This window comes from Luteibacter sp. E-22, from assembly GCF_049913125.1.
Classification (GTDB): domain Bacteria; phylum Pseudomonadota; class Gammaproteobacteria; order Xanthomonadales; family Rhodanobacteraceae; genus Luteibacter.
The window spans coordinates 2,264,616-2,287,478 of the sequence record NZ_CP183975.1; the positions used below are offsets into that span (position 1 = coordinate 2,264,616).

Sequence of the window (22,863 nt, forward strand, 5' to 3'; positions counted from 1 at the left end):
CGCCCGGGGCATGGCCACATCGCTACGGCTGCGGACCCGGTTCGTCGCGGGCACCTGCCGGAGGGCATGACGGCTCGTCGTCCCCCTCGTCGTCGCCGTCCTCGTCGTGATCCGGCTCGTCGTCGTCATCGTCCTCGTGAGCGGGGATCTGGGAGATGTGCGTCGTGTGCATGAGGATGGTCCCGAACTCCTCGGACAACCACGAGCGATCGCCCGAGACCACAGTCTTCGTGAGTGCCTCGCTCGCCTGGACCTGGCGCAGGAGGTCGGCCAGGTCCTCCGCCGATATGTGGCGCAGCGACGCGTCGCGGCCGATGGCCTCCAGCAATTCGATCGTATCCGACATGGGATTCCCCCCGCTCCCTGCGAGCGCTTTCACACTGTGACGGCAACTCCCGGCTTTTCTTTAGGTTCTTCGCGCATTCACTCGGCTCCCCTGCCTCGATGCAAAAAACCGATGGCGAAGCCGAGCCGAGCCGTGCCTCCAAGACCTTCGTGAATAATCGTGTCTTCAGCGCTCGGCCGATGCGTCCAGGGCGGCCAGCCGCTCCCGGATGGCGAGGTTCGCCTTCAAGGCGGTGGCCGGCGGAAGGACCACCGTTTCCTCGGGAGCCAGGGGAACGTGCGGCAAATCGCGCAAGGGTATGCGGCGAATGCCCGGCTTCTGGATGGGCAGTGTCGCTGCGCGGTAGACGATGATTTCGTGGTCCAGTGGATAGTCGTGGCCCAGCACGTCCACGAGTACCTGCCGGTATGCTCCGTCCGTGCGGAGCCGTGCCAGCGACCTGTCGCCGACGACACCGACCTGCCACAGCACCAGATAGCCCGTGGGATCGATGCGGCGCTCGTAGAACAGCAACTGGCTGGCCTCGAAGTGCTGGCAGCCGAAGCGGCCCGGGTCGATGCCGAGGTCCGCGTAGAGGCAATCCTCGGCGGAGATGCCGGGCTCCATGTGCGCCACGAAGCCCTCTGCCCGGGCGACCTCGACCGCCTTGTGCGGCGACCAGGCGAAGATGCCCGGATGGCCATAGAAAACGCCGCAGACACGCTTGCCGGCCCGCACCTCGGTCATCATCAGGTCGACCCACTGGCGGTAGGTCGTCATGCGCGACTTGCCTTCCCGGTAGTAGGGTTGCAGGCTGCGCACATCGCCATGCATGCGTTGCAGCCACGCCTCCACGATGCCGTCGGACAGCGCCGCGAACACCACGTCCGCCTGCTCGATGTGGCTACGGGCCAGCGGCGTCAGGTGGGAACCCAGGGTCATGCCCATGCCGACGCATGCGAGCCGTCCACGCTGTGACTGCGATGTATTCATCGCGCGATAGTAAGACAATTCGCGCGCTGCCGTGATTACGAAGGCAGCAGTCGCCGCCCCCCATAATCGGTGCCGCTGACGCTTCCGCGGCCTCCCTTCGAAGCGCCGCGGGGCGTCATGGCGTTTCGGTGGCTCAGGCGGCTTTCGATTTCTCGGCGGCGCGCTGGTTGCCCACCTGCTCGGCCAAGATCGTCAGCTTCTCGTCGGTCGCCTTTTCTTCCTTGAGCGTGGCCTGCAGCAAGGGCACGGCATCCTGATAGCCGAGTTGCTTCGCAATCGCCGAAAGCGTGCCGTACGAGGCGATCTCGTAATGTTCGACCTTTTGCGCGCCGCCGATGAGGGCCGCATCGCGCAATGCGCCGGCTTCGACTTCCTCGATCACTTCCTTGCCTTCCTCCACGAGGCCTTCCATCGCCGCGCACTTGATGCGCTTGAGCCGGATACCGAGCGCGTCGACGATCTGGTCGATGCGTTCCACCTGTCCCTGGGTTTCCTCCAGGTGCGTCTCGAATGCCTGTTTCAGTTCGGGCGCCGTCGCGGCGCGGGCGAGACGCGGCAATGCCTTGGTCAGTTGCTTTTCCGCGCTGTAGATATCCGAGAGCTCATGAATGAAGAGGTCTTCGATCGTTTTCACCGCCATGGTGATCTCCGCGTTGGTTGGAAAGCACGCATGCTACGGACCGGTTTGTCACGCGATCAGATGCGTCGCGTGAATGCCTCGCACACGCCGCCCTGCCCCATGTCGCCAGACGTCCTCATCCGCAGGAACCTAGACGATCGGCAGGATGACCCGGACGATGGTGTCGCTGGTTTCCGCGGCCACCAACCGGCCACCATGGCGGGCGACGATTTCCCTGGCGGTCCACAGGTGAAGGCTGCGCTCGGATTCGAAGGGTTGTCTTTCTTCCGCCACCGGGTCGCCTCCCACGCCTGTCAGCGAAAGCACGCACTCGTCACCAGAGCGCGTACCGCTAAGCGTCACATCGCTGGCGTGCGTCGCCGCGGCCAGCAGGGCGAGACGCCGCATCAGCACCGTCAAGGCGGCCGCTGGCATCGCCACGGACGGCGAGAGTCCGCGGTAGCCGATGGCAACGGCTTCGTCACCCATCTTCACCATGGCCTCCGCAAGGCACTCTCGTGGATTGCCAGGTTCCGCGCCTTCCTCGGCGATATCAGCCATCGCGGCGAAGGCTGAACGGAAGTGACGGCCAAAGGCGTCGAACTCGCGAAGCAATGCTGTCACCGCCTCGCGTGCCTGCGGAACCTTGTCCTGACGCAGGTAGTGGTCGATCAGTTCCGCCCGCAATAGCAGGCTTCCCAGTGGCGTGCTCAAGGCATGCGCGGCTTCACGCCGGAAGCCGGCTTCACCTAGTGCGCGAGGCGTTTCGTGGTCAGTCATTCCCGTCCTCGGCCGGGGCGTGCCCGGGCTGTAGTCCCACCTTGATCCAGCCCGGCCTCCGCTGGTCGAATGCCTCGCACGCATCGATCACTCCGGCCAGCGGTTCATGCTGGATGGAGAACAGATCCGCCGCAGGCTTTCGTGCTGCCGGCCCCTCATGCGCATGCTGGGCATCCACGCCGACCGCGTCAATGATGGAAATGGCTGGCGGTAACGGCTCCCACCGGGGCGCGGTGTTTTTTGTAACGCAATGTATCTGGCGGCCAAACCGTTACATGCGGTTTCAAAACCACCGGAAGTAGCTGCAATCAATCGCGCGGCGGCCAACTACATTAGGGCGACACGTGGCCGCAACGGTGTGGCCGCTTAACCTGCCCGGAGTAAATGCCATGACGGAAGCCGTCGACCAGAAGAGGCGCAGGTGGCTTGGTGCCACCGCGTGGGGAATCGCCGCCGCACCATTCGTGTTGAACACCTCGACGGCGATGTCGGCCGCCCATGCGGCGCCGGCGGTTCCCGCGAAGAAAACCACCACCGGAGGTACCGTGACTTCCTTCAAGACGCTGAAGCAGATCAAGGCCGGCAGCCTCGACGTCGGCTACGCCGAGGACGGCCCCGCGAACGGTACGCCGGTCATCCTCCTGCATGGCTGGCCCTACGACATCCACAGCTTCGTCGAGGTGGCACCGATCCTCGCCGCCGCCGGATATCGCGTCATCGTTCCCTACCTTCGTGGTTATGGCACGACGCGTTTCCTTTCGGCCGACACGCCGAGGAACGGCCAGCAAGCCGCGCTCGCGCAGGACGTGATCGACCTGATGGATGCGCTGAAGATCGACAAGGCCGTGGTGGCCGGCTTCGATTGGGGCGCACGCACGGCCTGCATCGTCGCCGCGCTGTGGCCGGAACGTTGCAAGGCGCTCGTGTCCGTGAGCGGCTACCTGATCGGCAGCCAGGAACAGAACCGCGCGCCGTTGCCGCCGAAGGCCGAGCTGAACTGGTGGTACCAGTTCTACTTCGCCACCGAGCGCGGCGAGGCCGGTTACGCGAAGTACACGCATGATTTCGCGCATCTCATCTGGGAACAGGCATCACCGAAGTGGCACTTCGACGATGCGACGTTCCAGCGCTCGGCGAGCGCCTTCGACAACCCCGATCATGTCGCGATCTCGATCCACAACTACCGCTGGCGCCTCGGCGCGGCGAAAGGCGAAGCACGCTACGACGCGCTCGAAGCGAAGCTGGCCACTTTTCCGTCCATCGGCGTGCCTACGATCACCATGGAAGGCGATGCCAACGGCGCGCCGCACCCCGATCCGTCCGCGTATGCGAAGCGATTCTCCGGCAAGTACGAGCATCGCCTGATCGATGGTGGCATCGGCCACAATCTTCCGCAGGAAGCGCCACAGGCCTTCGCCAAGGCGGTCATCGACGTGGCCCGGTCCTGAGAACGAGCGGAGTCATCGCATGAGACCGGCTTATCTCCTGTCGTGTATCGTCGCGCTCGTGGCCTTGTTCGCCCTGGTGGAAGTGTCGGGTGCGAAAGAGGATGTGAAGCCGCCCTCGGCATCGCCCATCTACGGGGTCACCATTCCGCCGGGATACCGGCAATGGGAGTTGATCGCCCCCGCCCTCGAGGACGCACCGCTCAACGAGTTGCGCGCCGTCGTCGGCAACCCGAAAGCGGTGGACGCCTATCGCCAGGCGAACCTGCCTTTCCCGGACGGGACGATCCTGGTGAAGCTGGCATGGAAGCGAACGCCTTCGAAAGAGTTCGCCTCGGCGACCGTGCCTGGTGCGGCGACGACCGTGCAGGTCATGGTGAAGGACAGCAAGAAATACGCGTCCACCGGCGGATGGGGATTCGGACGATTCGTCGATGGCAAGGCGGTCGACGAAGCCCAGCACCGTACCTGCTTCGCCTGCCACCAGGCGCTCGTGCGCGACCACGACTATGTGTTCACACGCTACGCGCAGTAAGGCCGCGGGTGACTTTTCCGCGGCGATTGCCTATCGTTCCTGCCCGCCGTATCGCCGCGGAGCCAGGAGATTCCCTTCGTGTCGCATTACGCCGGTCCGCTGCTTACCCGCCCTGTCGCCGAGGCCCTGGCGGCCTCGCGTGACGCCGGCGCGGAGGAATGGACGGGATCGCTGGACCTGGGCCGCTCGGAAGCCCGGGCGGCCTTGCACGAGGACACCTGGCAATGGCGTGACGCGCGCTATCCGTATCCCGTGCGCCTCAAGGACCGCACGATCTACTACTGGGATGGCGAGGGTTTCGAGCCGGTATCGCGTTTTTCAGGGTCGCTCATCAAGTTGGTACCCACGGAATGGGGTGCGCCCACTTTCGAGATCGACGGCATCAAGATGCTGCCCACGTCGAAGGAATCGCCGATCGACGACGCGCGGCGCAAGGTGGCGCTGGTGGAACCACGCGGCAAGGTGGTGCTCGACACCTGCGGCGGCCTAGGCTATTTCGCCGCCTGCTGCCTGGAAGCCGGCGCGGCACGGGTGCTTTCCTTCGAGAAGAATCCGGACGTGCTCTGGTTGCGCACGCTCAACCCGTGGTCTCCCGATCCGGACGCCCCCGACGACGGCGGCAGGCTGCAATTCGGCCATGGCGACGTCACCCAGGCAATCCTCCAGGTGCCCGACGCGTCGGTCGACGCGCTGTTGCACGACCCGCCGCGCTTCGGCATCGCCGGCGAGTTGTATTCGCAAGCGTTCTACGCCCAGCTCGCCCGTGTCCTGCGCCGCGGTGGGCGCCTGTTCCACTACACGGGCAGCCCCAACAAGCTGACCAGTGGCCGCGACGTGCCGCGCGAAGTCGCGAAACGCCTCGAACACGCCGGCTTCAAGGCGCAACTGGCCTTGGACGGCGTGTTCGCGACGCGCCGTTGAGCTATTTGTCCGGAAAGCCCACCACGATGCCATCGAGCGTCAACTGCGCCTGGCGATGGCTCGGCGGTGCCGCCTTCCACGGATCGCCCTGCCCGAACAGCTGCGCCTCGCTTTCCTCGCCGTAGAGGTCGACCCGCTCGAAGACATACGGGATGCCTTCCGAGCCCTGGAAGTCCGGAGCGTTTGCCAACTGGAAATGCAGGTGCGGCGCGGCGGAGTTGCCCGACTGTCCCAACCGCCCGATCACCTGGCCACGGCGCACGTGGTCGCCCTTCTTCACCCGCACGCTGCCCTTGGCAAGGTGGGCGTAACCGGCGTACTGCCCTGGCCCGATCGACAACACCACGTAGTTGCCGAACAGGCCGTCGGTGGTGAGCGACGCCGGTTCCGGCTGCGGCTTCAGCGGTGCGTGCTCTTCCTCGCCATCCCTCGCGCCGGTGACGACGCCATCGGCGACGGCGATGACCTCCGCGCCGTAGCCGATCCAGTCCGCGTATCGTGTCGCTTGCAGGTCCTTCACGCTCGGCTTGATCGCACGTCCCGAAGCGTCCACGCCGACGAAATCGATCGCGTAGCGTTGGGGAACGGTCAGGCTGCCGTTGATCGCGACCATGCTGCCCCAGTGATGCGAGCGGAATGCACCCGGACCTTCATGGGCCAGCCAATGGCCGCCGCGAAGGGGCGCACCGATCACCGGCGCCGCCGTCGGCGACACCGCCACCTCGACGCCATCCACCGCGTAGGCATGACCGTTCGCCGTCATGTCCACATGATGCCGCAGCTGCTTCGGCACCGGCGTTCCCTCGGGAAGCGTGAGCCATAGATAGACGATGCCGCTCTTGCCGGGATCGACGACGACGGCGGCGGCACCTTCCTTCGGCACGGGCTTGGCGACGGCGGCCAGCCCCGCACTGTCCAGGTGTAGCAGGGGCCGCGTCGAATCGTCGGCGAACACGTCCAGGTCGTCGAGGGTCAACGGGCCGGTGTCGCCGTAGAAATTGGTCAGGTGCAGTTCGTAGGCGAAGTGCCGCGCGCCATCACTGCCGGTGAACACGGTGGGTGCCCAAGGCACCCTCGCTTCGACCGGTGCCGGATCGGGCACCGTCCCCGCCTGGACGCCGGTACCCATCGTCATTGCCACGCCTGCCACCCATATCCATGCGCGCATTCCTTACCCCCCGTGATGACCGTGCCCGATAGTAGCGGTTCGGAAGCGGGGAAAGACAACCTGGCTCAGCCTTCCTTGCCCAGTCCCGTCTGTTGCAGAAGGATCAGCAACGCGCTGTCGATCCAGCGCCGGGCCAAACTTTCGCGGCGGCCTTGCATGCGCACGCTGACACCTTGTTCGGCCGCGAGCGGAGCGGACAAGCCCTCGCCTTCCACGCGCACCCGGTACCAGACGGTCGCCGGGCGCATTTCTTTCGCCGGCGCCGTCGGATTGAGCGGGATCGGTCCGCCGTGGTTCTTCGCCAGTAGCAGGCTGGGCAGGTGTTCGAGCGCGCCATCGTCCACCGCCACGACGCGGCCATGCAACGGCTGCCAATGGCCATGCGGGTAGACGGTGGCGGAAGCACCAGGAACCAGCCGGGCGCGGTCCGCTTCCGAGACGAGCACCTCCGCCCGCCAGCGCGTGCCGCCCACCACGGTCGCGATGCGCGAGCCGGGCGATACCCAGCTGCCCGCCTGCAACGCCGGATCGAGGTCGCGCACGATGCCGTCCTCGCTGGCCGTGAGGCGAAGGCGATGCAGTTCCGACGTGCTGGCACGACGCTGCACATCGTACTGGTCGGCCATGCGCTCGGCCACGACTTGCTTGGCCACGCCGTCGCGGTCGAGGGCGATGGCGCCGCGCGCCGTGGACTCGTAAGCGTCGCGCAGCGCATCGGCCTTCGCCCGCTCGTCCTCGGGTGTCGGTGCGCTGAGTTCGAACAGCAACTGTCCCGCCGTCACGTGCGTGCCGTCGGCGACGCTCACGCGTTCCATCCGCGCGGCGAAAGGCGTGAACACCGGCTGTTCGAATCCCGCCTCCACGATGCCATCGGCGGTGATGCTCGCCGACCAGGGCACCAGCACGACCAGCGCGGCCACGCCCAGGACGATCAGGCGCCGGCGCACACGCAGCCAGCGGATTTCCGCGCGCCGCGCCCACCATATCCGCACTTCATTGAGCATCGGCCTCACCACGAACGTCACGATTTCCACCAGGAAGAGGATCAGGCCCAGGGCCTTGAAGAAGGCGTGGTAGACGACCACGGCGATGCCCACGAAGAGGGTCAGGCGGTACAGCCACGTCGCGAACGCGAACGCGGTGAGGAAGCCGGCGAAACGCGGCGAGACCGCGTCCGGCCGGGGGTCCTCGATGCCGAGCAGGCGCAAGCGCACCCAACGCTTCGCCCAGCGTCCCGCGCGCTCGTGCAGGCCGGGGTAATCCAGCGCGTCGGCGAGGATGAAATAGCCGTCGAAACGCATGAAGGGGCTGGCGTTGACCACCAGCGTGAGCACCCAGGCCGTCGTGCCCAGGAAGAACAGCGCGTTCTTGAAGTTGCCTTCCGGCGCGAACGACCACAAGAGCGTGCACCATGCGGCGAGCACCAGCTCGGCCATGACACCGGCCGACGCGATGGCCAGGCGTCGACGCGAGCCTTCGAGCTTCCAGCTCTCGCCGGTATCGGTGTATGCCATCGGCCACATGACCAGCAACGCCACACCCATGTGCCCCACGCGCACGCCGAACCGCGTGGCCATGAAGGCGTGGCCGAACTCGTGCCAGCACTTGGAAAAGACCAGCGCGCCGGCGAAGGCGATGACGCCGTCCCAGCTCATCGCGCCACGCAGGTTGGCCTGTACGACATCCCACTGGCGCGCCGCCAGCAGCAGGCCGAGCACGGCCGCGAACAGCGTGACCACGAGGAACCGCATGCCGAACATCCAGCTGACGAAGGGCAGCGTGCGACGCAGGAAGCGTTCCGGGCGCACCAGCGGAATGCGGATGAACAGATAGTTCTGCAACAACCAGTGCAGCGCCGACGTCCGCCGCTTCGGCATGGCGCCGCGCGTGAGTTGTTGCTGTTGCAGGAAGCGCGCGAACTCCAGCACGTCGTCGGCTTCCGGCGTCATCGTGGTGCTGGCGGCAACGGCCTCGGCGATCCGCTGCGGATCGCCCAGCGCCCAATGCTGGAGGAACTCGAATTCGAGCCAGCCGATGCGGAAGAACTGGTTGCGCACGGGGTCCGAAAGATGCCATGCCGGCGAACCGTCGCGATTGCGCCCGGCGGTGTGGATGTTCAACTCATCGCGCAAGGCGGGCCACGGCGGCGGCGCCGTGCCCATGCCACCCATCGCACCCATCGCAGGCACGGCCGACATCGTCAGAGCCCGCACCAGGCGCGCACGGCGGCCAACGGACGACGCAGCATCAGGTAGCCGAACACGCTCCAGCTTCCCGAGACGCGCGCCGTGCCTTGCAGGCCGATACGCGCGCCGGGCGGCGTGCCGTCGATCGTCCCGCGCAGAACATAACTGGCGACGCCGTTGGGTGCCTCCACTGGCTGGTAACCGGCGTAGTCGAGCTTCGCGTCGAGCGGGTCCAGCGGCGCGACCTTGAGGAAGACGGTCATGGGTGCGCCCTCGGCCAGGTTGGTCGGCTCACCCACCGGGGCCCACGCGCGCACGCCCAGCGCATGCGGGTCGGCAAGCAGGCCGATACGCTCACCGGTCTGCACGGGGCGGCCGGACCAGTCGTCCGGATCGGAATAGACGAACACGCCGTCGGCCGGCGCGCGAATGGCCAGCTTGTCCACCTCCCGCTGCAACGAGACCACATCCACCTGGCGCTCGCGCCACTTGCCCTCGGCCATGCCGAGATCGGCCTTGGCGTTCTGGTTCTCGATGGCCTGTTGCGCGGCCTGGTGCATCTCCACGCTGGCCGTGGCCAGTTCGGCCTGCGCGACGGCGAGCTTGTTGCGCAGGGTCGTGTCGTCGAGTTCAGCGAGGACCTGCCCCGCCTTCACCGGCGCGTTGGGCAGGACCGTCATGCGATGGATCACGCCCTCGCGTGGTGAAGCGATCACCTGGCTCCGCGTGGAGATCACCTCGGCGGGAACGAGCGTGTATTCGCGCACGGGGATCAGCAGCACCACCAGCAGCACGGCCAGTGCGTAGCGCAGGCGGCGCCCGCTGGTCGCCGCTTCCCACCAGCGCCGCCAACGCGACGGCCGCGCCACCAGCGACCACCAGGCGTAGCCGTAGAGGTTGGCGAGTTGAAGCAGTGCGAACTCCGCGCTGTCCGGAGTGAGCGTCGTGGGCCAGGCCTGGTCCCGTGCGAGCACGAGCAGCGCATCGACATGGCGATCGGGGCCCATCAACGGCAGCACCCACACGTGCGCCGGCAACCACTCGCCCCACTCCGTGGCCAGTTCCTCGCCGAGCATGCCGGGCGAAAGCGGCAGGACGCGGGCACCGGCAGGCAGCTCGGCACACTGCGGAGCGATCCGCCGTGCAACGGCGGACAGCCACAGCGCGTAAGGCGTATTCGGATCGGGCTCGGCCAGCCCGGAATGGGCGGCGAGGCGAGGACTCCGTCCCGGCGGCGTCGCCAGCAGGGCGGCCTGCCGGTAATCGACCAGGCTGCGCGTCTCGTTGCATGCGACGAAACCAAGCTCGGTCGCTGTCGCGGCACCCTCGGCGCGCGCGGCAAGCGCATAGAAGCGCGACGACGCGCTAGCGCCGGGGTTGTCCTGGGGATTCATCGTTTCAGCCCTGTCCGGTGCTCTTCGCCGGCGTCGCCCGGCCGCTCATACCCGGCAGGACACGGCTTGTATCGCCTTCGAAATCGGCTTCGATCTCGATGGTCTGGCTGACCGCGTCGACACGGCCGCTGAGGCGCGTCACCGTGAGAGGATGGTGTTCGCCGGTCTCGTCGACGGCGGCGTCCAGATGCGCGCCCGGCTTGAGCCAGCCGATCCAGCTAGACGGCACGTTCAGCCGCGCCTTCGGCGTACCGGTACCGACCAGTTCGATCACCGGGGCCCCCGGCGATACGCCCTGCCCTTCCTTCACGTGGATGCGTGCCACGCGCCCGTCGAACGGTGCGACGAAGCGGCACTGCGCCAGCTGCGCGTCGAAGATGCGCATCTGGCTGCGTGTGCGATTGACGTCGGCGGCGGTGAGTTCGACTTCCAGCGCGGCGGCGGATTGCAGGCCCTGCAGCTTGGCCTTCGCCTCGTAGCGCAGCTGCGCCGCCTTGTACTCGGCGTCGGCAGCCGCACGCCGGGCATCCACGTCGCTGCAATCGAGCGAGACCAGCACCTTGCCCTTCGCGACGGTATCGCCCAGCTGCACGTAGACGCGCGCGACGCGTCCCCCAGCCACCGCGGACAACGGACTTTCACGGTCCGCCACCACGAGGAAGCGCACGGGTGCCTGGGTCGACGCTGCTGGCGCGGATTGAACCTGCGCTGAGACGGCGCAAGGCACCCCCCATGCGAGCACCGCGTTGAAGGCGGCGAACGTCACCGCCTTCGGAATCATCGTCGCGTTCTTCATGGCTGGGCCGTGGCCGCCGTTTCCGGTGCGGCCGCGAGGCGACGCACTTCCGCCATCACCGAAAGCGCGGCGGCTTCGGCCAGGGCGATCACCGAACGCGTGTTGGCGTCGTCGGGGAGGAAGCTGCGATAGCTCTGCGTCAGCAGGCGCTTACCCGCCGTGTCCTGCACCGTCATGTCCCACTGCGCGCGCGTCGCCGCCTTGCTGGGCGTAGCGCTGTAGTGGAGCTCCATGGCGAGGCTGTCCGCACCGTTGCCGAGGGCCAGACGGTTGCCGGTCATCACCTTGCCCACGGCGTCACGCACCGCAACGCCATCCACGCGCGCCGGCAGGCCGGTAACGCTGAGCTGGATCGGACGGTCCACCGCCACGGCGTCCGCGGACTGCGTGAACACGTGCTTCTCGCCGTCGACCAGACTGGCCTGGATGGCCTTCGAGAGCGTCGGCACGTCGCTACCTGCGACCTGCTCCGGCATCAGGTCGATGCCGACCGAGTTGAGCACGCGGCCGTACGCCGACTGGGCCGCTGCATAGGAGGACGCTTCCTGGAAGCGCGACACCATGGAACGCGCCTGCGTGCGCAGCGTTTCCAGTTCGCTGGTGAGCTGGTTGTTGGAACCGGCACGGGCCACGCTTGCCAGACGCTGGTCCACCTGCGCGGATTCCTGGGCGAGCTGGTGATCGTAGACGGCCAGCTTGTAGCGTTCGACGGAGACGCGCACCTGGGTCAGCACGGCCATGCTGAGCGCCATGCGGCGGGCGTCGTCCACCTTCATCCGCGCTTCGTTGGTGCGCTTGATCGCGGGCAGCCCGGCGAGACGGATCAGGTTCATCGACATGCTGATGCCGCCCTGCGTCCAGTTCTCGTTATACAGGTAGCTGTTGGAGTCGTAGCCGATGCCGCCGAACAGGTTGAGGTTGGGGAACAGCGCGGCGATCTGCTTCTTGGTCTCGATCGCGTCGATGCGCGCCTTGTAGTCTTCCTCGCGCAGTTCCGGGCGCTGCTCGAGTGCCGTCTGCTCGAGCTGGTCGAGGTTGGACGGAATCTGCGAGAGCCGCGTCTCGGTGGCATCGGCCAACGTGAACTGCGTGCCGGGCGCGAGGTTCATCAGGGCGGCGAGTTCGCGCCGTGCGAACTCCATCTCCTGGCGCTTCTCGTTGACGAGGGTCATGGCGTCGAGCAAGGCGCGCTGGTATTCCAGGCCCTCGACCGGCGGCAGCACGCCGGCGCGCTCGGCCTGGCGGGTCTTCTCCAGCGCGGCCTGGATGTTATCGGCGAGCGTCTGGGTCTCTCCCAGCAGGCGCTGCGCACCGAGCGCGCGCCAATACGCGTCACGCACGTCCTGCACGATGTTCTGCAGGACCTTGCGGCGGCGCTCGTCGGTGACGTTGACGTCGTCGGCCTGCTGCTTCGCCCGGTAGTAGCTCAGGCCGAAGTCGAGCACGTCCCACGACAGCGTGGCATCGGCAAGATAGTGCACGCGCTCTTCGGAGGTGGAAGGACGCAAGCTGACGATGCGGTCTTCGATGCCGATGCTGGTGCCACCGGAGTCGTTGCTGCGCCAGCGGTAGCCGGCGTCGGCGGTCAGCTTGGGCAGCATGTCGAGCTGGGAGACGTCGAGCAGGCCGCGCGACAACGCGGTCTCCATCAGCTTGAGCCGATAGTCGAGATTGTACTTGAGCGACCGCGCCATGACGTCGGACAAGGTCAGCGGAGCGCCGATCGGCTCCTGGTCCTTGTACATCGCCTGCTGGTCGTTCTTGACCCGCGTGGCGACCTCGTCGTGGGTGAGCGGCTTGGGCTTGACGGCGCCACAACCGGTAAGGAACACGGCGAGGGCCAGCGAGGCGACCAGCGGCGCGCGGCGCATGGCGAATGTCATCGGTGTGGTGGTCTTCATGGCATGGATGTGGTGCATGGAGATTCGGTCCTTGTGAACGTGGGCCGGCGATGCGTGGATCGCCGGGCTCGCGATTAGTGGCGTGGCTGCGTGGGTGCGGGTGCGGAGGCCAACGGCACGGCGGCGGCCTTGGCCATCGCCGCGATCTGTGCCGTCAGCGATGGCGCACCGACCGGCGTCGAAGCCGGTGGTGGCACACGCATGGCGGTGGGTACCTCATGGGCCGGCCTGGTCGCGGGCTGCGTCCGCTCGGCGTGTGCCTCGTTCGTTTTCTCCAGGTCATGGATGCGCGCGGGCGAGAACGGCGAGAAGTCGTCCCACAACACGCTCGAGCCCAACCCGAAATCGTTGAGGGCGACACGCGCGCGGCTATGCGCCTCGGCGAGCAACTGACGTGAGAAGGCCACGCCGTCACGCAGCACGTGCTGGGTATTCGACGGGTCCAACGGTGTGTCGCCGAGGTCCGAGGTGGCGTCGTAGCGGCCAGTGATCCACTGGTTGTGCCAGCGCATCGTGTCGCCCTGCGACTGGTCCACGGCCGGCAGGACGAACAGGCCCGGCTCGTAACCCTGGCGAATGTCGCGCGTGGTCCGGTCGTAGGCGACGGGGAAGATCTGGTCGCCCCAGCGCGCCTGCATCGGTGGCGTCGTGCCCTGGATCGTGATGGTGAGGCGTGCTTCGCTCACGTCGCCGTCGGCGTCCGTGATGGTGTAGACGAACACTTCGCTCAGCGTGCGGCTGGCATCCAGCGAACTCACCCTCGGATTGCGGACGTCAAGCTGGTACGTGTACAAGCCGTCCGCGTTGAGGATCAGGGTGCCGAACTCGCCACGGCTGCCGCCACCGATCGTGCCGGACGTGCCGAGGTTGGCCGATACGACGCCGGTGAGCGGGCCACCGGCCGTGGGGCCGTCGGCACCGATCCGGTCGGAACCGTCGTGCGAGGGACCCTTGCCGGTGAACACGTTGCCACTGGCACCGGTCTGTCCGGCGTCCTGGACGATGGTGGCGCTATCGTCGTGTGCGACGGGCACGTCGTCGGCGATGTCGACCACCAGCCTGCCGGTGGACACGCCACCGGTCACGTCGGTGACGCCCAGTGCGATGACATCGCTGGTGGCCGTCGAACCCGGCTGCTGCAGCGCATGGTCGAGCGTGTAGGTGTAGTCGAGCGTACCTGCCGTCGCCACGCCATTCACCGTCGAGGTGGCGGTGAAGCCGGTGAGCACGAGCGTGCCGTCCGGCGTGACGATGGTGACCGGATGCTGCGGGCTCAGCGCGGACAACTGCTCCGGCGTGAGCGTGGTGCCGCCCACGGTGACGCTGGCGAGGCCGTCCAGGGCACTCAGGTCGATATGGCCGCTGGTGGTATCGCTGCCGCCGCCATCGACCAGGCCGGGCTCGCCGACCTCCGAATGGCCGCCGACGTTGCCGTCACGGTCCACGGGGACGATCGACGGGTTGCCGTCGGTCACGCCGCCGATCGTGATGGTCAGCGTCGCGGTGCTGCTGTCGCCATCGGCATCGGTGATGACGTAGGTGAAGGTTTCCGTCAGCGTCTGCCCGTTCTTCAGCGCGTTCACCGCCGGGTTGTCGTTGTCGAGCGCATAGCTGTAGCTGCCGTCGGCGTTGAGCGTGAGCGTGCCGTAGCTGCCGCCGAGCGGCGAACCGACCGATCCCGCCGTGCCGTGGAAACCGACCGCGCTGACCGGCGTGGCGGTGCCGTCGGCGTCGACCCGGTCGTTGACGAGCACCGACCCGGTGACGCCGGCGGTGTTCTCGGTGACGGTCGCCGTGTCGTCGCGGGCCGTCGGTACGTCGTCGATGATGTTCACCACGAGGGTTCCCGCCGCCGTGTCGCCACCGGCGTCGGTGACGGTGAGCGCGATGCTCTCGGTGCTATCGGTGGCACCCGGCTGGGAGGCGGCGCGGTCCAGCGTATAGGTGTAGCTGAGGGTGCCGGCCGTCGGAACGCCACCGACGGTCGAGGTCGGGTTGAAGCCGGTGAGCACGAGCGTGCCGTCCGGTGTCGTGATGGTGACCGGCGAGCCGCTGCCGAGCGCGGCGAGCTGCGCCGTGGTGAGCGTGGTGCCGCCCACCGTCACGCTGGCCAGCCCGTCGTCGGCCGTCAGTTCGATGCTGCCAGTGGTGACCTGCGACCCGTCATGATCGACCAGGCCCGCCTCGATGACCGTGGCGTGGCCCGCCGCGCCACCGTTGCCGTCCACCGGCGCGATCGACGGTGCGCTGTCGGTATGGCCGTGGATGGTGATGGTGAGCGTGGTGGTGCTGGTGTCGCCGTCCGCGTCGACGATGGTGTAGCTGTAGACGTCGGTAAGCGTCTGCCCGTCCTTCAATGCGTTCACGGCGGCGTTGCCGTTGTCCAGCGCGTAGCCGTAGCTGCCGTCGGGGTTGAGCGTGAGCGTGCCGTACTGGCCAGCCACGCCCGTGCCGACGTTGCCGGCGAGCGGACCGCTTGCCGTGCCGGCGACGACGCCCGCCACCGGCGACGCGATACCGTCGGCGCCCAGGCGGTCGGCGACATCGCCCGGACCCGTCGCGGAGACCACGTTGCCGTTGACCACGGCGGCGCCGTCCTCGCCGATATCCGCGCCATCGGCGCGGGCGGTCGGCGCATCGTCCACGATGTTGACCACGAGGGTACCGGTGGCACTGCCGCCACCGGCGTCGGTGACGGACAAGGCGATATTGTCGGTGCTGTGGTCCGTGCCTGGCTGGTCGATGGATTCGCGCAAGGTGTAGGTATAGGTGAGCGTGCCCGCGGTCGGCACGCCGCCAACCTCGGCGGTCGCCGTGAAACCGGTCAGCACGAGCGTGCCGTCGGCCGTCACGATGGTCACCGGGGCGTTGACGCTCAGCGCCTCGAGTTGCGCGGTGGTGAGCGTGGTGCCGCCCACCGTGACGCTGACGAGGCCGTCCGGCGCCGAGATGGCGACGGTGTCCGTCGCGTCGCGATCCTGCCCCGCCGGACCGTTCGTGGTCAGGCCCGACTCCCACACCGTGGTTTCGCCGGTGGTGTTCACGCCGTTGCCGGTGCCGTTGCCGTCGTGCGGCACGATAGCGGGACCGCCATCGGTATGGCCCACGATGGTGATGGTCAACGTCGTGGTGCTGGTATCGCCGTCCGCGTCGGTGATCGTGTAGGTATAGACCTCGGTACGCGTCTCGCCATCCTTTAAGGCGTTGACGACCGGATTGGCGTTGTCGAGCGCGTAGCTATAGCTGCCATCGGCGTTGAGCGTGAGCGAGCCGTATTGCCCCGCGATCGCCGCGCCGACGTTGCCGCTGACCGGGCCACCCGCGTTGCCGAACACCACGCCGGATACCGGTGTCGGCGTGGCATCGCCACCCACGTGGTCGGCACCGCCGCCCGCGAGCACGACGTTGCCTGTGGCCGGCGCACCGTCTTCGTCCACCGTGTTCGTGTCCGCGTGCGCGAGGGGCACGTCGTCGGCGATATCCACGGTGATGCTGCCGCTGTCCGTGAACCCCGCGCTGTCACGCGTGGCGATCGCGATCGTCTCGCTGCTGCCGGTCGCGCCCGGCTGGTCCACGGGACCGTTGAGACTGTAGTGATAGACGAGCGTGCCGTGGCCCGCGTCCGCGCCGGGAAGGTAGCCGGTCACGACCAGGGTGCCGTGATCGGTCTGGATCGTGCGCTCGGCGAGCGGCACGTTGGCGATGTCCTGCAGCTGCGCAAGCGTGAGCGTGACCGAGTGCCCGGCGCCCGCGGCGGGATCGCCGATCGTCACACTGTCCAGGCCGTTGAACAGGGCGAAGGTTTCGGTGCCGTCCACGCCCTGGCTGCCACTGGCGTCGGCCAACCCGGCCTCGCTGACCTGGGTACGGCTGCTGACGGTGACGTCGAAGACGCGCGTGGTGACGAGCGCGTTGGAAGAACCCGCCTCGCCATCGGCATAACCGTACTGGTCGCCGGCGGTGCTGGGATCGCTACCCGCGTTCGATGCGGCATCGCCGTCGAGCGTCGGACGGTCCGGGCGGCTGCCGTGGTTGCCGTTGTCGTTCACGGCCACCTGCACCTGGAAGGTGCCATTCCAGTAAGCGTTGTTATCGCCCGCTTCCGCCGACGGCAACTGCACGCCCACCGCATTGATCGCCGATTGCACCTGGTCGATCGAGCCGGTGATGGTGATGGTGCTGCGGCCCTGGCCATCGGTGCCGAAGGTGTACGTGGCACCGGCATAGGTGCCGGAGGTCGCGGTGGACCCGTTGACGTCGTGGATGGTGAAGCCGTTCTGCAGCGTCACCGTGGCGGTGATGCTGTCGGTGCCGGCATCGGGATCGGCCAGGGTGATGTGGCTGAGCGTATACAGGCCGGCGGCGCTTTCATCGGCACCGTTCGGGCTGGTGATACCGATCGCGGTCGGGTTGTTGATCGAGGACGGGAACACCACCCGGTACGACGAGGCGACGTTCTGGGTGAGCCCGCCGGGCACGGCCGCATACGGATCGACGGCTGCCGTCGGTACGGCCTGGGTACCGTCGGCGGCGGCGTTCTCGCCGCCGTTGGCGGCGCCGGACCCGTCGAGGCTTCCGCTGGCCGTGTCACGCAGGCGGTCGTCGGCGATCACTTCCACGCGATACGACTGGTCGGCGTTGGCGAGAGAGCCGCCGATCGATACCTGTAAGCCGGCGAGGTAATCGTTCACCTGCTGCCGCGTGCCACGAATGACCAGCGCGGCATCGGTCCCGTCGTAGGTACCGTCCACCGTCGCGCCGGACGTGCCGCCGTTGCTCGAGCCCAGCACGATGTTCGCGTAGGCCGACTGTGCCAGCGGATTGCCGGCGGCATCGGTAACGCGAACGGTCACCTGCATGAAATCCTGTTCGCCCTGCGTGATCCCGCCACCATCGGTGTAGTCGACGTCGCCGACCACGAAGCCACCCACCGGCGTGCTGCCGTTGAGGTACACGGTACCCGCGCCCGCCGTCACGGTCGGTGCGTCGTTCACGGCGACGATGTCGAGCGCGACCTGGATATCGGCCGGATTGTTGGCGACGCTGCCCGCGCCGGTATCGCCGCCGATCTTCGAACCGGTGTCGTCGAAGTGCAGCGTGACGGTGACATCGCCCGCGGCGGCGCCGTTCGTGTCGTGGTTGACGTTGGCCGCGCTGCGATAGGTGAGGCCATTGGTCGCGTCGTTGAGCAACGCCTGGATGTCGCTGGCACGGCCGGTCAGGACCAGGGTGCCGGTATTGTCGCCGGTGATGGTGACGGCCAGGCTGCCCGGCGCGCTCGGCGTGAAGCTGCCCTGGTTGCCGCTGCCGCCGATGCCGAGCGTGCCGCTGGGCACGGTCACGCGGACCGTCACCGGTGTATCGAACGCGGCCGATTCAGGATCGGCCACGACGAAGCCGCCACCGATGTGGGTTGGCTGGTCCTCGTATACCGTGCCGCTGGTGGGGCCGGTGAGCGTGCCCGGTTCGTTCACGCTGGACGCGCGGACCACCACGGAGGCGGCCGCGATGTCGCCGCTGTTGGTGGGCGCCGCGTCGCTGTACCAGTCGTAGTTCGTGGCATCGATGGGCGTGGGCGCGCTGCCGGTACCGGGAGTGGCCGGCTGGTTCACGTCGCCGCCGTTCGCGCCGCCGACGAGGTTGCCACTGGCGTCGCGCAGGCGATCGTCCGCGATCACCTGTACCTGGTACTTCGCATCGCGGTCGCCGGCGAAGTTCACGGTGAGGCCGGCCAGCGCGGCGTTGACCTGCGCACGCGTGCCACTGAGCACGAGGTAGTCGCCACCGCCGTTCTTGTCGCCGTCCACGACCACGCCGCCGCCGGCCGCATAGCCGATCGTGACGCCATCGGCGGTGTATTCACCGGCCGAGAACGCGCTGCCATCGGCGTGCAGCAGGCGCACGGTGACCTGCAGGTAATCGGTCTCGCCGCCGCCGACGGTGGCGAGATCCGGATCGGCCACACTGAAGCCCGGCACCGGGTTGAACTGCGGGTCCGCGCTGTCGAGGTCGACGGGACCGGCCGGCGCGGTGACCTTCGGCGCATCGTTGGTGGGATCGGTGTAGACCCAGAATTCGTTGCCCGCCTGCTCCTTGTCACCGTCGGAGACGGTGAAGAAGAAACGGTCGTCGGGCGCCGAGGGATAGCTGGCGCCGGTGGATTCGGTACCGTCGTTGAGATAGTAGATGCGGCCGGCCGCGACATCGGCCTGGGTGAAGGACGATCCGGCACCGAGGATGTGGAAGGTCACGCCGCCATCGGTGGAATACGCCAGCTTGCCGTGCGCCGGTCCGCCGGTGATGGTGTATTGCACCTGTTCGGCGGAACTGTCCGGATCGTAGGCCTGGAGCATCGCCGTGGTGATCTGGCCGTAGCCGCCTTCCACGACGGTAAGCGGATTGTTGACCGGGGCACCGCCGATGTTGTTGGGCGAATCGGCGGGCACCGTCGGATCGGCCAGCGTCGGGTCCTTCGCGATCTGCGGCGCGTCGTTGACGTTGGTGATCTGGATCGTGACGGTGGCGTCCGTGGCCGAGCGGGCGCCCCAGCGGTCCTGCGCCTCGACGGTGAAACTGGCGCTGCGCACTTCCGAGCCGTTGCTGACGAAGCGCAGGCCCGTGGTGCCCGCGCTGCCGGTGATGATGGACGCGTCGAGCAAGGTGTTCGCGGTCACGTCCTGCCAGCTCGCGCCGCCATCGGTCGAGTACTGCAGCTTGCCGCCCGCGGGCAGGCTGGTGATGACGAACTTCAGCGCGTTGGCACCCGTGGCGTCGTTGTTGTACGCGTAGTTGGGGCTGCCGTCGGGAAGCGTCGGCGAATTCTCCAGGTAGCTCGCGCTGGTGGCGTCGTCCGGATCGGCCAGGCCGAGCTGCCCCTTCGTGATATAGGCGATCTCGCCTTCGTTGATCACCGTGGTGGACGAGCCCACGGCCGTCGGCAGGTCGTTGGTCGGCGTCACGTAGATGTCGAACGACGGCTTCCAGCTGTCCACGACAGCCTGCCCGTTCTCCACCGTGACCAGGCCGGCGGATACGGAGAAGTTTGCCGTTGCATGGAAGTCTTCGCTGGCGCCGTCGTGCTGGAAGCGGATGCGGCCGGCGTCGAGGTCGGCCTGGGTGAACGTGCCATAGGTGGCGACGTCGACCCAGGTGCCGTTCACCTGCTTTTGCAGCGTGCCGGCGGTGCCGGTGCCCGCGCCGTCGCTGGTGAAGCCGAGGAAGGTGTAGACCACCTGCGACGGGTCCACGCCTTCGGCGGTGTAGCTGAGGCCGGGCATGGTGCTGAAGTCGGTCGGCTGCCCATTCGTCGTCGTACCGTGGAGGACGATGCTGCCACCTTCGGACACGGTGCCGATGGCGTTGCCGGACGGATCGACACCCGCATAGGTCGACTGCTGCTCACCCGTGGTCACGTCGTGGACCGGGAAGCCGCCGTTGTTGCCGTCGGGTGTCGGTGCGAGAGCGATGGTGAAGGTGTAGTCGCGCAGCGTGTCCGTGGAGGCGCCACCGGTGTAATCGCCGCCGATGCGCGTGAACGTGGTGCCGTCGGCGTTCCAGCGCAGCGCGGTGGTGTTGTCCACCACCTGGAAGTGGAACGTGTCCTGCTGGCCCGCCGTGGCGCCGGTCACCTGCACGTACTGCACGCGGCCGGCGCGCACGTCGGCCATGGTGAAGGTGGCGCCGTCCTTCAGCTCCTCGCCATTGAGCAGCAGGTAGCCGTGGGTGAGCCCGGCCTGGCTGGTGACGAAGCTGATGTTCTGTTCGGGCGAATCGACATCCGTCGCGCCGAGCATGGCCGTGGTGAGCACGACCGAGTACGGGCCCGCGCTGCCGTTCCCGCCGGCGGTCACGGTGGCCGTACGCGTGCTGCCGACATCCAGCGAGGGATCGTCGTCCACCGCGTGGACGTCGAGGACGATCGTGCCGTCGGCGCTGGCCGGCGTGCCGGTACCGCCGCCGAGATCGGTGACGCGCACGCCATAGCTGTCCTGGGTGACGCCGTCGACGCCGTCGTTGCGATAGGTGAGCAGGTTGCGGTTGGCGTAGTCGAAGCTCTGGCCGACGGTGACCGCGACGCCGTTGTAGTAGAGCGTGCCGTGCGTGGGCAGCGCCGTGATGGTGACCTGCAGCGCCGTGTCCTGCGGATCGCCACCGCTGCCGGCGACGATGTATTGGCCCACGTTGCCCGTGTCCACGGCGTTGGCCGGCTGGCCTTCGTAGACCATGCCGGCGCCACCGACGGTCGGCGCCTGGTTCACCGGCTGCACCGCCAGGTTGACGTGGACGGTGGCGGAACGGTCGAGCGGCGTCGCACCGTCGTTGACCCGGGCGTCGAAGCCGTCCGCGGTGTCCTGGTTCGCGCCGGTGGCCGTGTGGACGTAGCTCAGGCGGCCGTCGATCACGTCCTGCTGGGTGAACACGGAACCCGCACCGAGGCGGTTGCCGTCGAGCGTGAGGTAACCGTACTGAGGCAGCGCCGTCAGGCTGTAGACGATCTGGCTGGCGGACTGCGTGCCGATGGTCACTTCCGCGTCGGAAGCGGCCAGGGTGTCGGCACCGATCACGGTGACGCTCGGGCTGTCGCCGGCGCCGACTTCCAGCACCGTCTTGGTGGCGCCGGGCACGGCGACCGGATCGTTCGAAGGCGTGATGGTGACATCGAGCGAGCGCGTCGCCGAGAGCGACTGCGCATCGGTGACGGTGACATCGATGGTCGTGCGCGCGGCGGTATTGCCCAGCTCGACATCGGCGGCGACGAAGCTGAGCTGGTTGAGCCACGCGTTGGCCTCGGCGACGGTGCCGGTGAACCGGTAGCCGCCCGCGACCGCCGTGGCGGCCGTACCCGTGACCAGGGTGCCCTTGCCGGGGTCCGCGACGACCGCGGTGACCGTCACCCGGTCGCCACCGACGCCATCGTCGACGATGGACCAACCGGTGAGCGTGCCGCGGTCCGCGCCCGCGGCATTGAGCGCGCTGGGTTCGGAAACGGTGAGGCCGGTGCTGGTGGTGCCGATGCTCGGCGCGACCAGCAAGCCATCGTAGTCGAGCGCGAGCGAGCGCGTCTCGATGTGACCCACCGAGCTTTCCAGCACCCAGTCGCCGCCGAGCGTGGCGGCACCGGTCGCATCCGTCGACGAGGCGACGTCGGCCTGGGTCAGGCGGCCCAGCTGCGTGACCAGCGCGTTGTCCTGGTGCGACACGTCGCAACCGTAGAGAAGAATGTCGCCGTTCGTCGAAAGCGTGGCGCCGATGTCGCCGAGCTGGCTCGCGTAGGAGGCGATATTGGCGGCCGTCACCGTGTCGGTGCCCAGCGAAATGGAATCGCTGGCGCCATGGCTGATGATGTGGATCGCGGCGATGTCGTGTTCGCCACGCAGCGCGTTCGCGATCTGCGTCAGGCCCGAGGACTTGTCGTCCAGCACCACGACCTGGCCGCCCGGCGGCAGCTGTGCGACCAGCGACTGCCAGTTCGCCACGCTCTGGTCGATGACGTAGACCTGGGCCGGTGCCGGAACGCTGGGCGCCGGCGGCGGCGCCGCGGCGTGACCCGGTTGTTCCACGGCGGCGCTATGGAACTTGCCGCCGTCATGCGCCGCTTCCGCGGGATCGACATGATGGCTGGCCGCTTCCACGAGCGCGGCGCCGTCGTACATCTGGCGCGGCTCCAGCGCATAGCGGTGGGAACGCGGACGGAACGGGTTCGGTGACTTTGTCCCTGGCATGGGATCGCCTTCAAGGTAACGGGGCATGACGTAGGCCGACGGGCTCCATCCCGAGTGCCCAGGGGCGTTCGGGAAACA

13 protein-coding genes are annotated in these 22,863 nt (G+C 67.7%); 3 read left to right on the forward strand and 10 right to left on the reverse strand.

The window, feature by feature from the left end:
- Window positions 1-22: 22 nt before the first annotated feature.
- From ACN9M2_RS10150 to ACN9M2_RS10165, 4 genes are all read right to left on the reverse strand, one after another.
- Complete coding sequence (locus tag ACN9M2_RS10150; protein ID WP_426284619.1) at window positions 23-346, reverse strand: hypothetical protein; 324 nt, start codon at window positions 344-346, stop codon at window positions 23-25.
- Window positions 347-511: 165 nt separating this feature from the next.
- Window positions 512-1,267 carry an SAM-dependent methyltransferase gene (locus ACN9M2_RS10155; RefSeq protein WP_426284620.1) on the reverse strand — a complete coding sequence of 252 codons (756 nt, stop codon included), beginning with the start codon at window positions 1,265-1,267 and terminating at the stop codon, window positions 512-514.
- Between the two features lie 184 nt (window positions 1,268-1,451).
- The gene (locus tag ACN9M2_RS10160; RefSeq protein ID WP_426284621.1) at window positions 1,452-1,958 is read right to left on the reverse strand and encodes a ferritin-like domain-containing protein; all 507 of its coding nucleotides are present in this window, start codon (window positions 1,956-1,958) and stop codon (window positions 1,452-1,454) included.
- A gap of 129 nt (window positions 1,959-2,087) precedes the next feature.
- Window positions 2,088-2,717, reverse strand: coding sequence for a hypothetical protein (locus ACN9M2_RS10165; RefSeq protein WP_426284622.1), 630 nt, complete (start codon window positions 2,715-2,717; stop codon window positions 2,088-2,090).
- A gap of 389 nt (window positions 2,718-3,106) precedes the next feature.
- Here ACN9M2_RS10165 and ACN9M2_RS10170 point away from each other — a divergent pair, with 389 nt between their 5' ends.
- The 3 genes from ACN9M2_RS10170 to ACN9M2_RS10180 all read left to right on the forward strand — a co-directional run bounded on the left by ACN9M2_RS10170 (window position 3,107) and on the right by ACN9M2_RS10180 (window position 5,618).
- Window positions 3,107-4,165, forward strand: a complete 1,059-nt coding sequence (locus tag ACN9M2_RS10170) for an alpha/beta fold hydrolase (RefSeq protein ID WP_426284623.1) — start codon at window positions 3,107-3,109, stop codon at window positions 4,163-4,165.
- A gap of 19 nt (window positions 4,166-4,184) precedes the next feature.
- The gene (locus ACN9M2_RS10175) at window positions 4,185-4,697 is read left to right on the forward strand and encodes a cytochrome P460 family protein (protein WP_426284624.1); all 513 of its coding nucleotides are present in this window, start codon (window positions 4,185-4,187) and stop codon (window positions 4,695-4,697) included.
- Window positions 4,698-4,775: 78 nt separating this feature from the next.
- Window positions 4,776-5,618: a class I SAM-dependent methyltransferase gene (locus ACN9M2_RS10180; RefSeq protein WP_426284625.1), complete on the forward strand. Its 843-nt coding sequence runs from the start codon at window positions 4,776-4,778 to the stop codon at window positions 5,616-5,618.
- 1 nt (window position 5,619) lies between these two features.
- Here ACN9M2_RS10180 and ACN9M2_RS10185 read toward each other — a convergent pair whose 3' ends face one another.
- From ACN9M2_RS10185 to ACN9M2_RS10210, 6 genes are all read right to left on the reverse strand, one after another.
- Window positions 5,620-6,753, reverse strand: a complete 1,134-nt coding sequence (locus tag ACN9M2_RS10185) for a M23 family metallopeptidase (protein ID WP_426284626.1) — start codon at window positions 6,751-6,753, stop codon at window positions 5,620-5,622.
- Between the two features lie 98 nt (window positions 6,754-6,851).
- Window positions 6,852-8,984 carry an HlyD family efflux transporter periplasmic adaptor subunit gene (locus ACN9M2_RS10190; RefSeq protein ID WP_426284627.1) on the reverse strand — a complete coding sequence of 711 codons (2,133 nt, stop codon included), beginning with the start codon at window positions 8,982-8,984 and terminating at the stop codon, window positions 6,852-6,854.
- Window positions 8,985-8,986: 2 nt separating this feature from the next.
- A complete protein-coding gene (locus tag ACN9M2_RS10195) occupies window positions 8,987-10,366 on the reverse strand; it encodes an efflux RND transporter periplasmic adaptor subunit (protein ID WP_426284628.1) in 1,380 nt (459 codons plus the stop codon).
- 4 nt (window positions 10,367-10,370) lie between these two features.
- The gene (locus ACN9M2_RS10200; RefSeq protein WP_426284629.1) at window positions 10,371-11,162 is read right to left on the reverse strand and encodes an efflux RND transporter periplasmic adaptor subunit; all 792 of its coding nucleotides are present in this window, start codon (window positions 11,160-11,162) and stop codon (window positions 10,371-10,373) included.
- Window positions 11,159-13,081, reverse strand: coding sequence for a TolC family protein (locus ACN9M2_RS10205; RefSeq protein WP_426284631.1), 1,923 nt, complete (start codon window positions 13,079-13,081; stop codon window positions 11,159-11,161). Before ACN9M2_RS10205 ends, ACN9M2_RS10200 begins: the two co-directional genes overlap by 4 nt.
- 56 nt (window positions 13,082-13,137) lie before the next feature.
- A complete protein-coding gene (locus ACN9M2_RS10210; protein ID WP_426284633.1) occupies window positions 13,138-22,812 on the reverse strand; it encodes a cadherin-like domain-containing protein in 9,675 nt (3,224 codons plus the stop codon).
- Window positions 22,813-22,863: the final 51 nt, after the last annotated feature.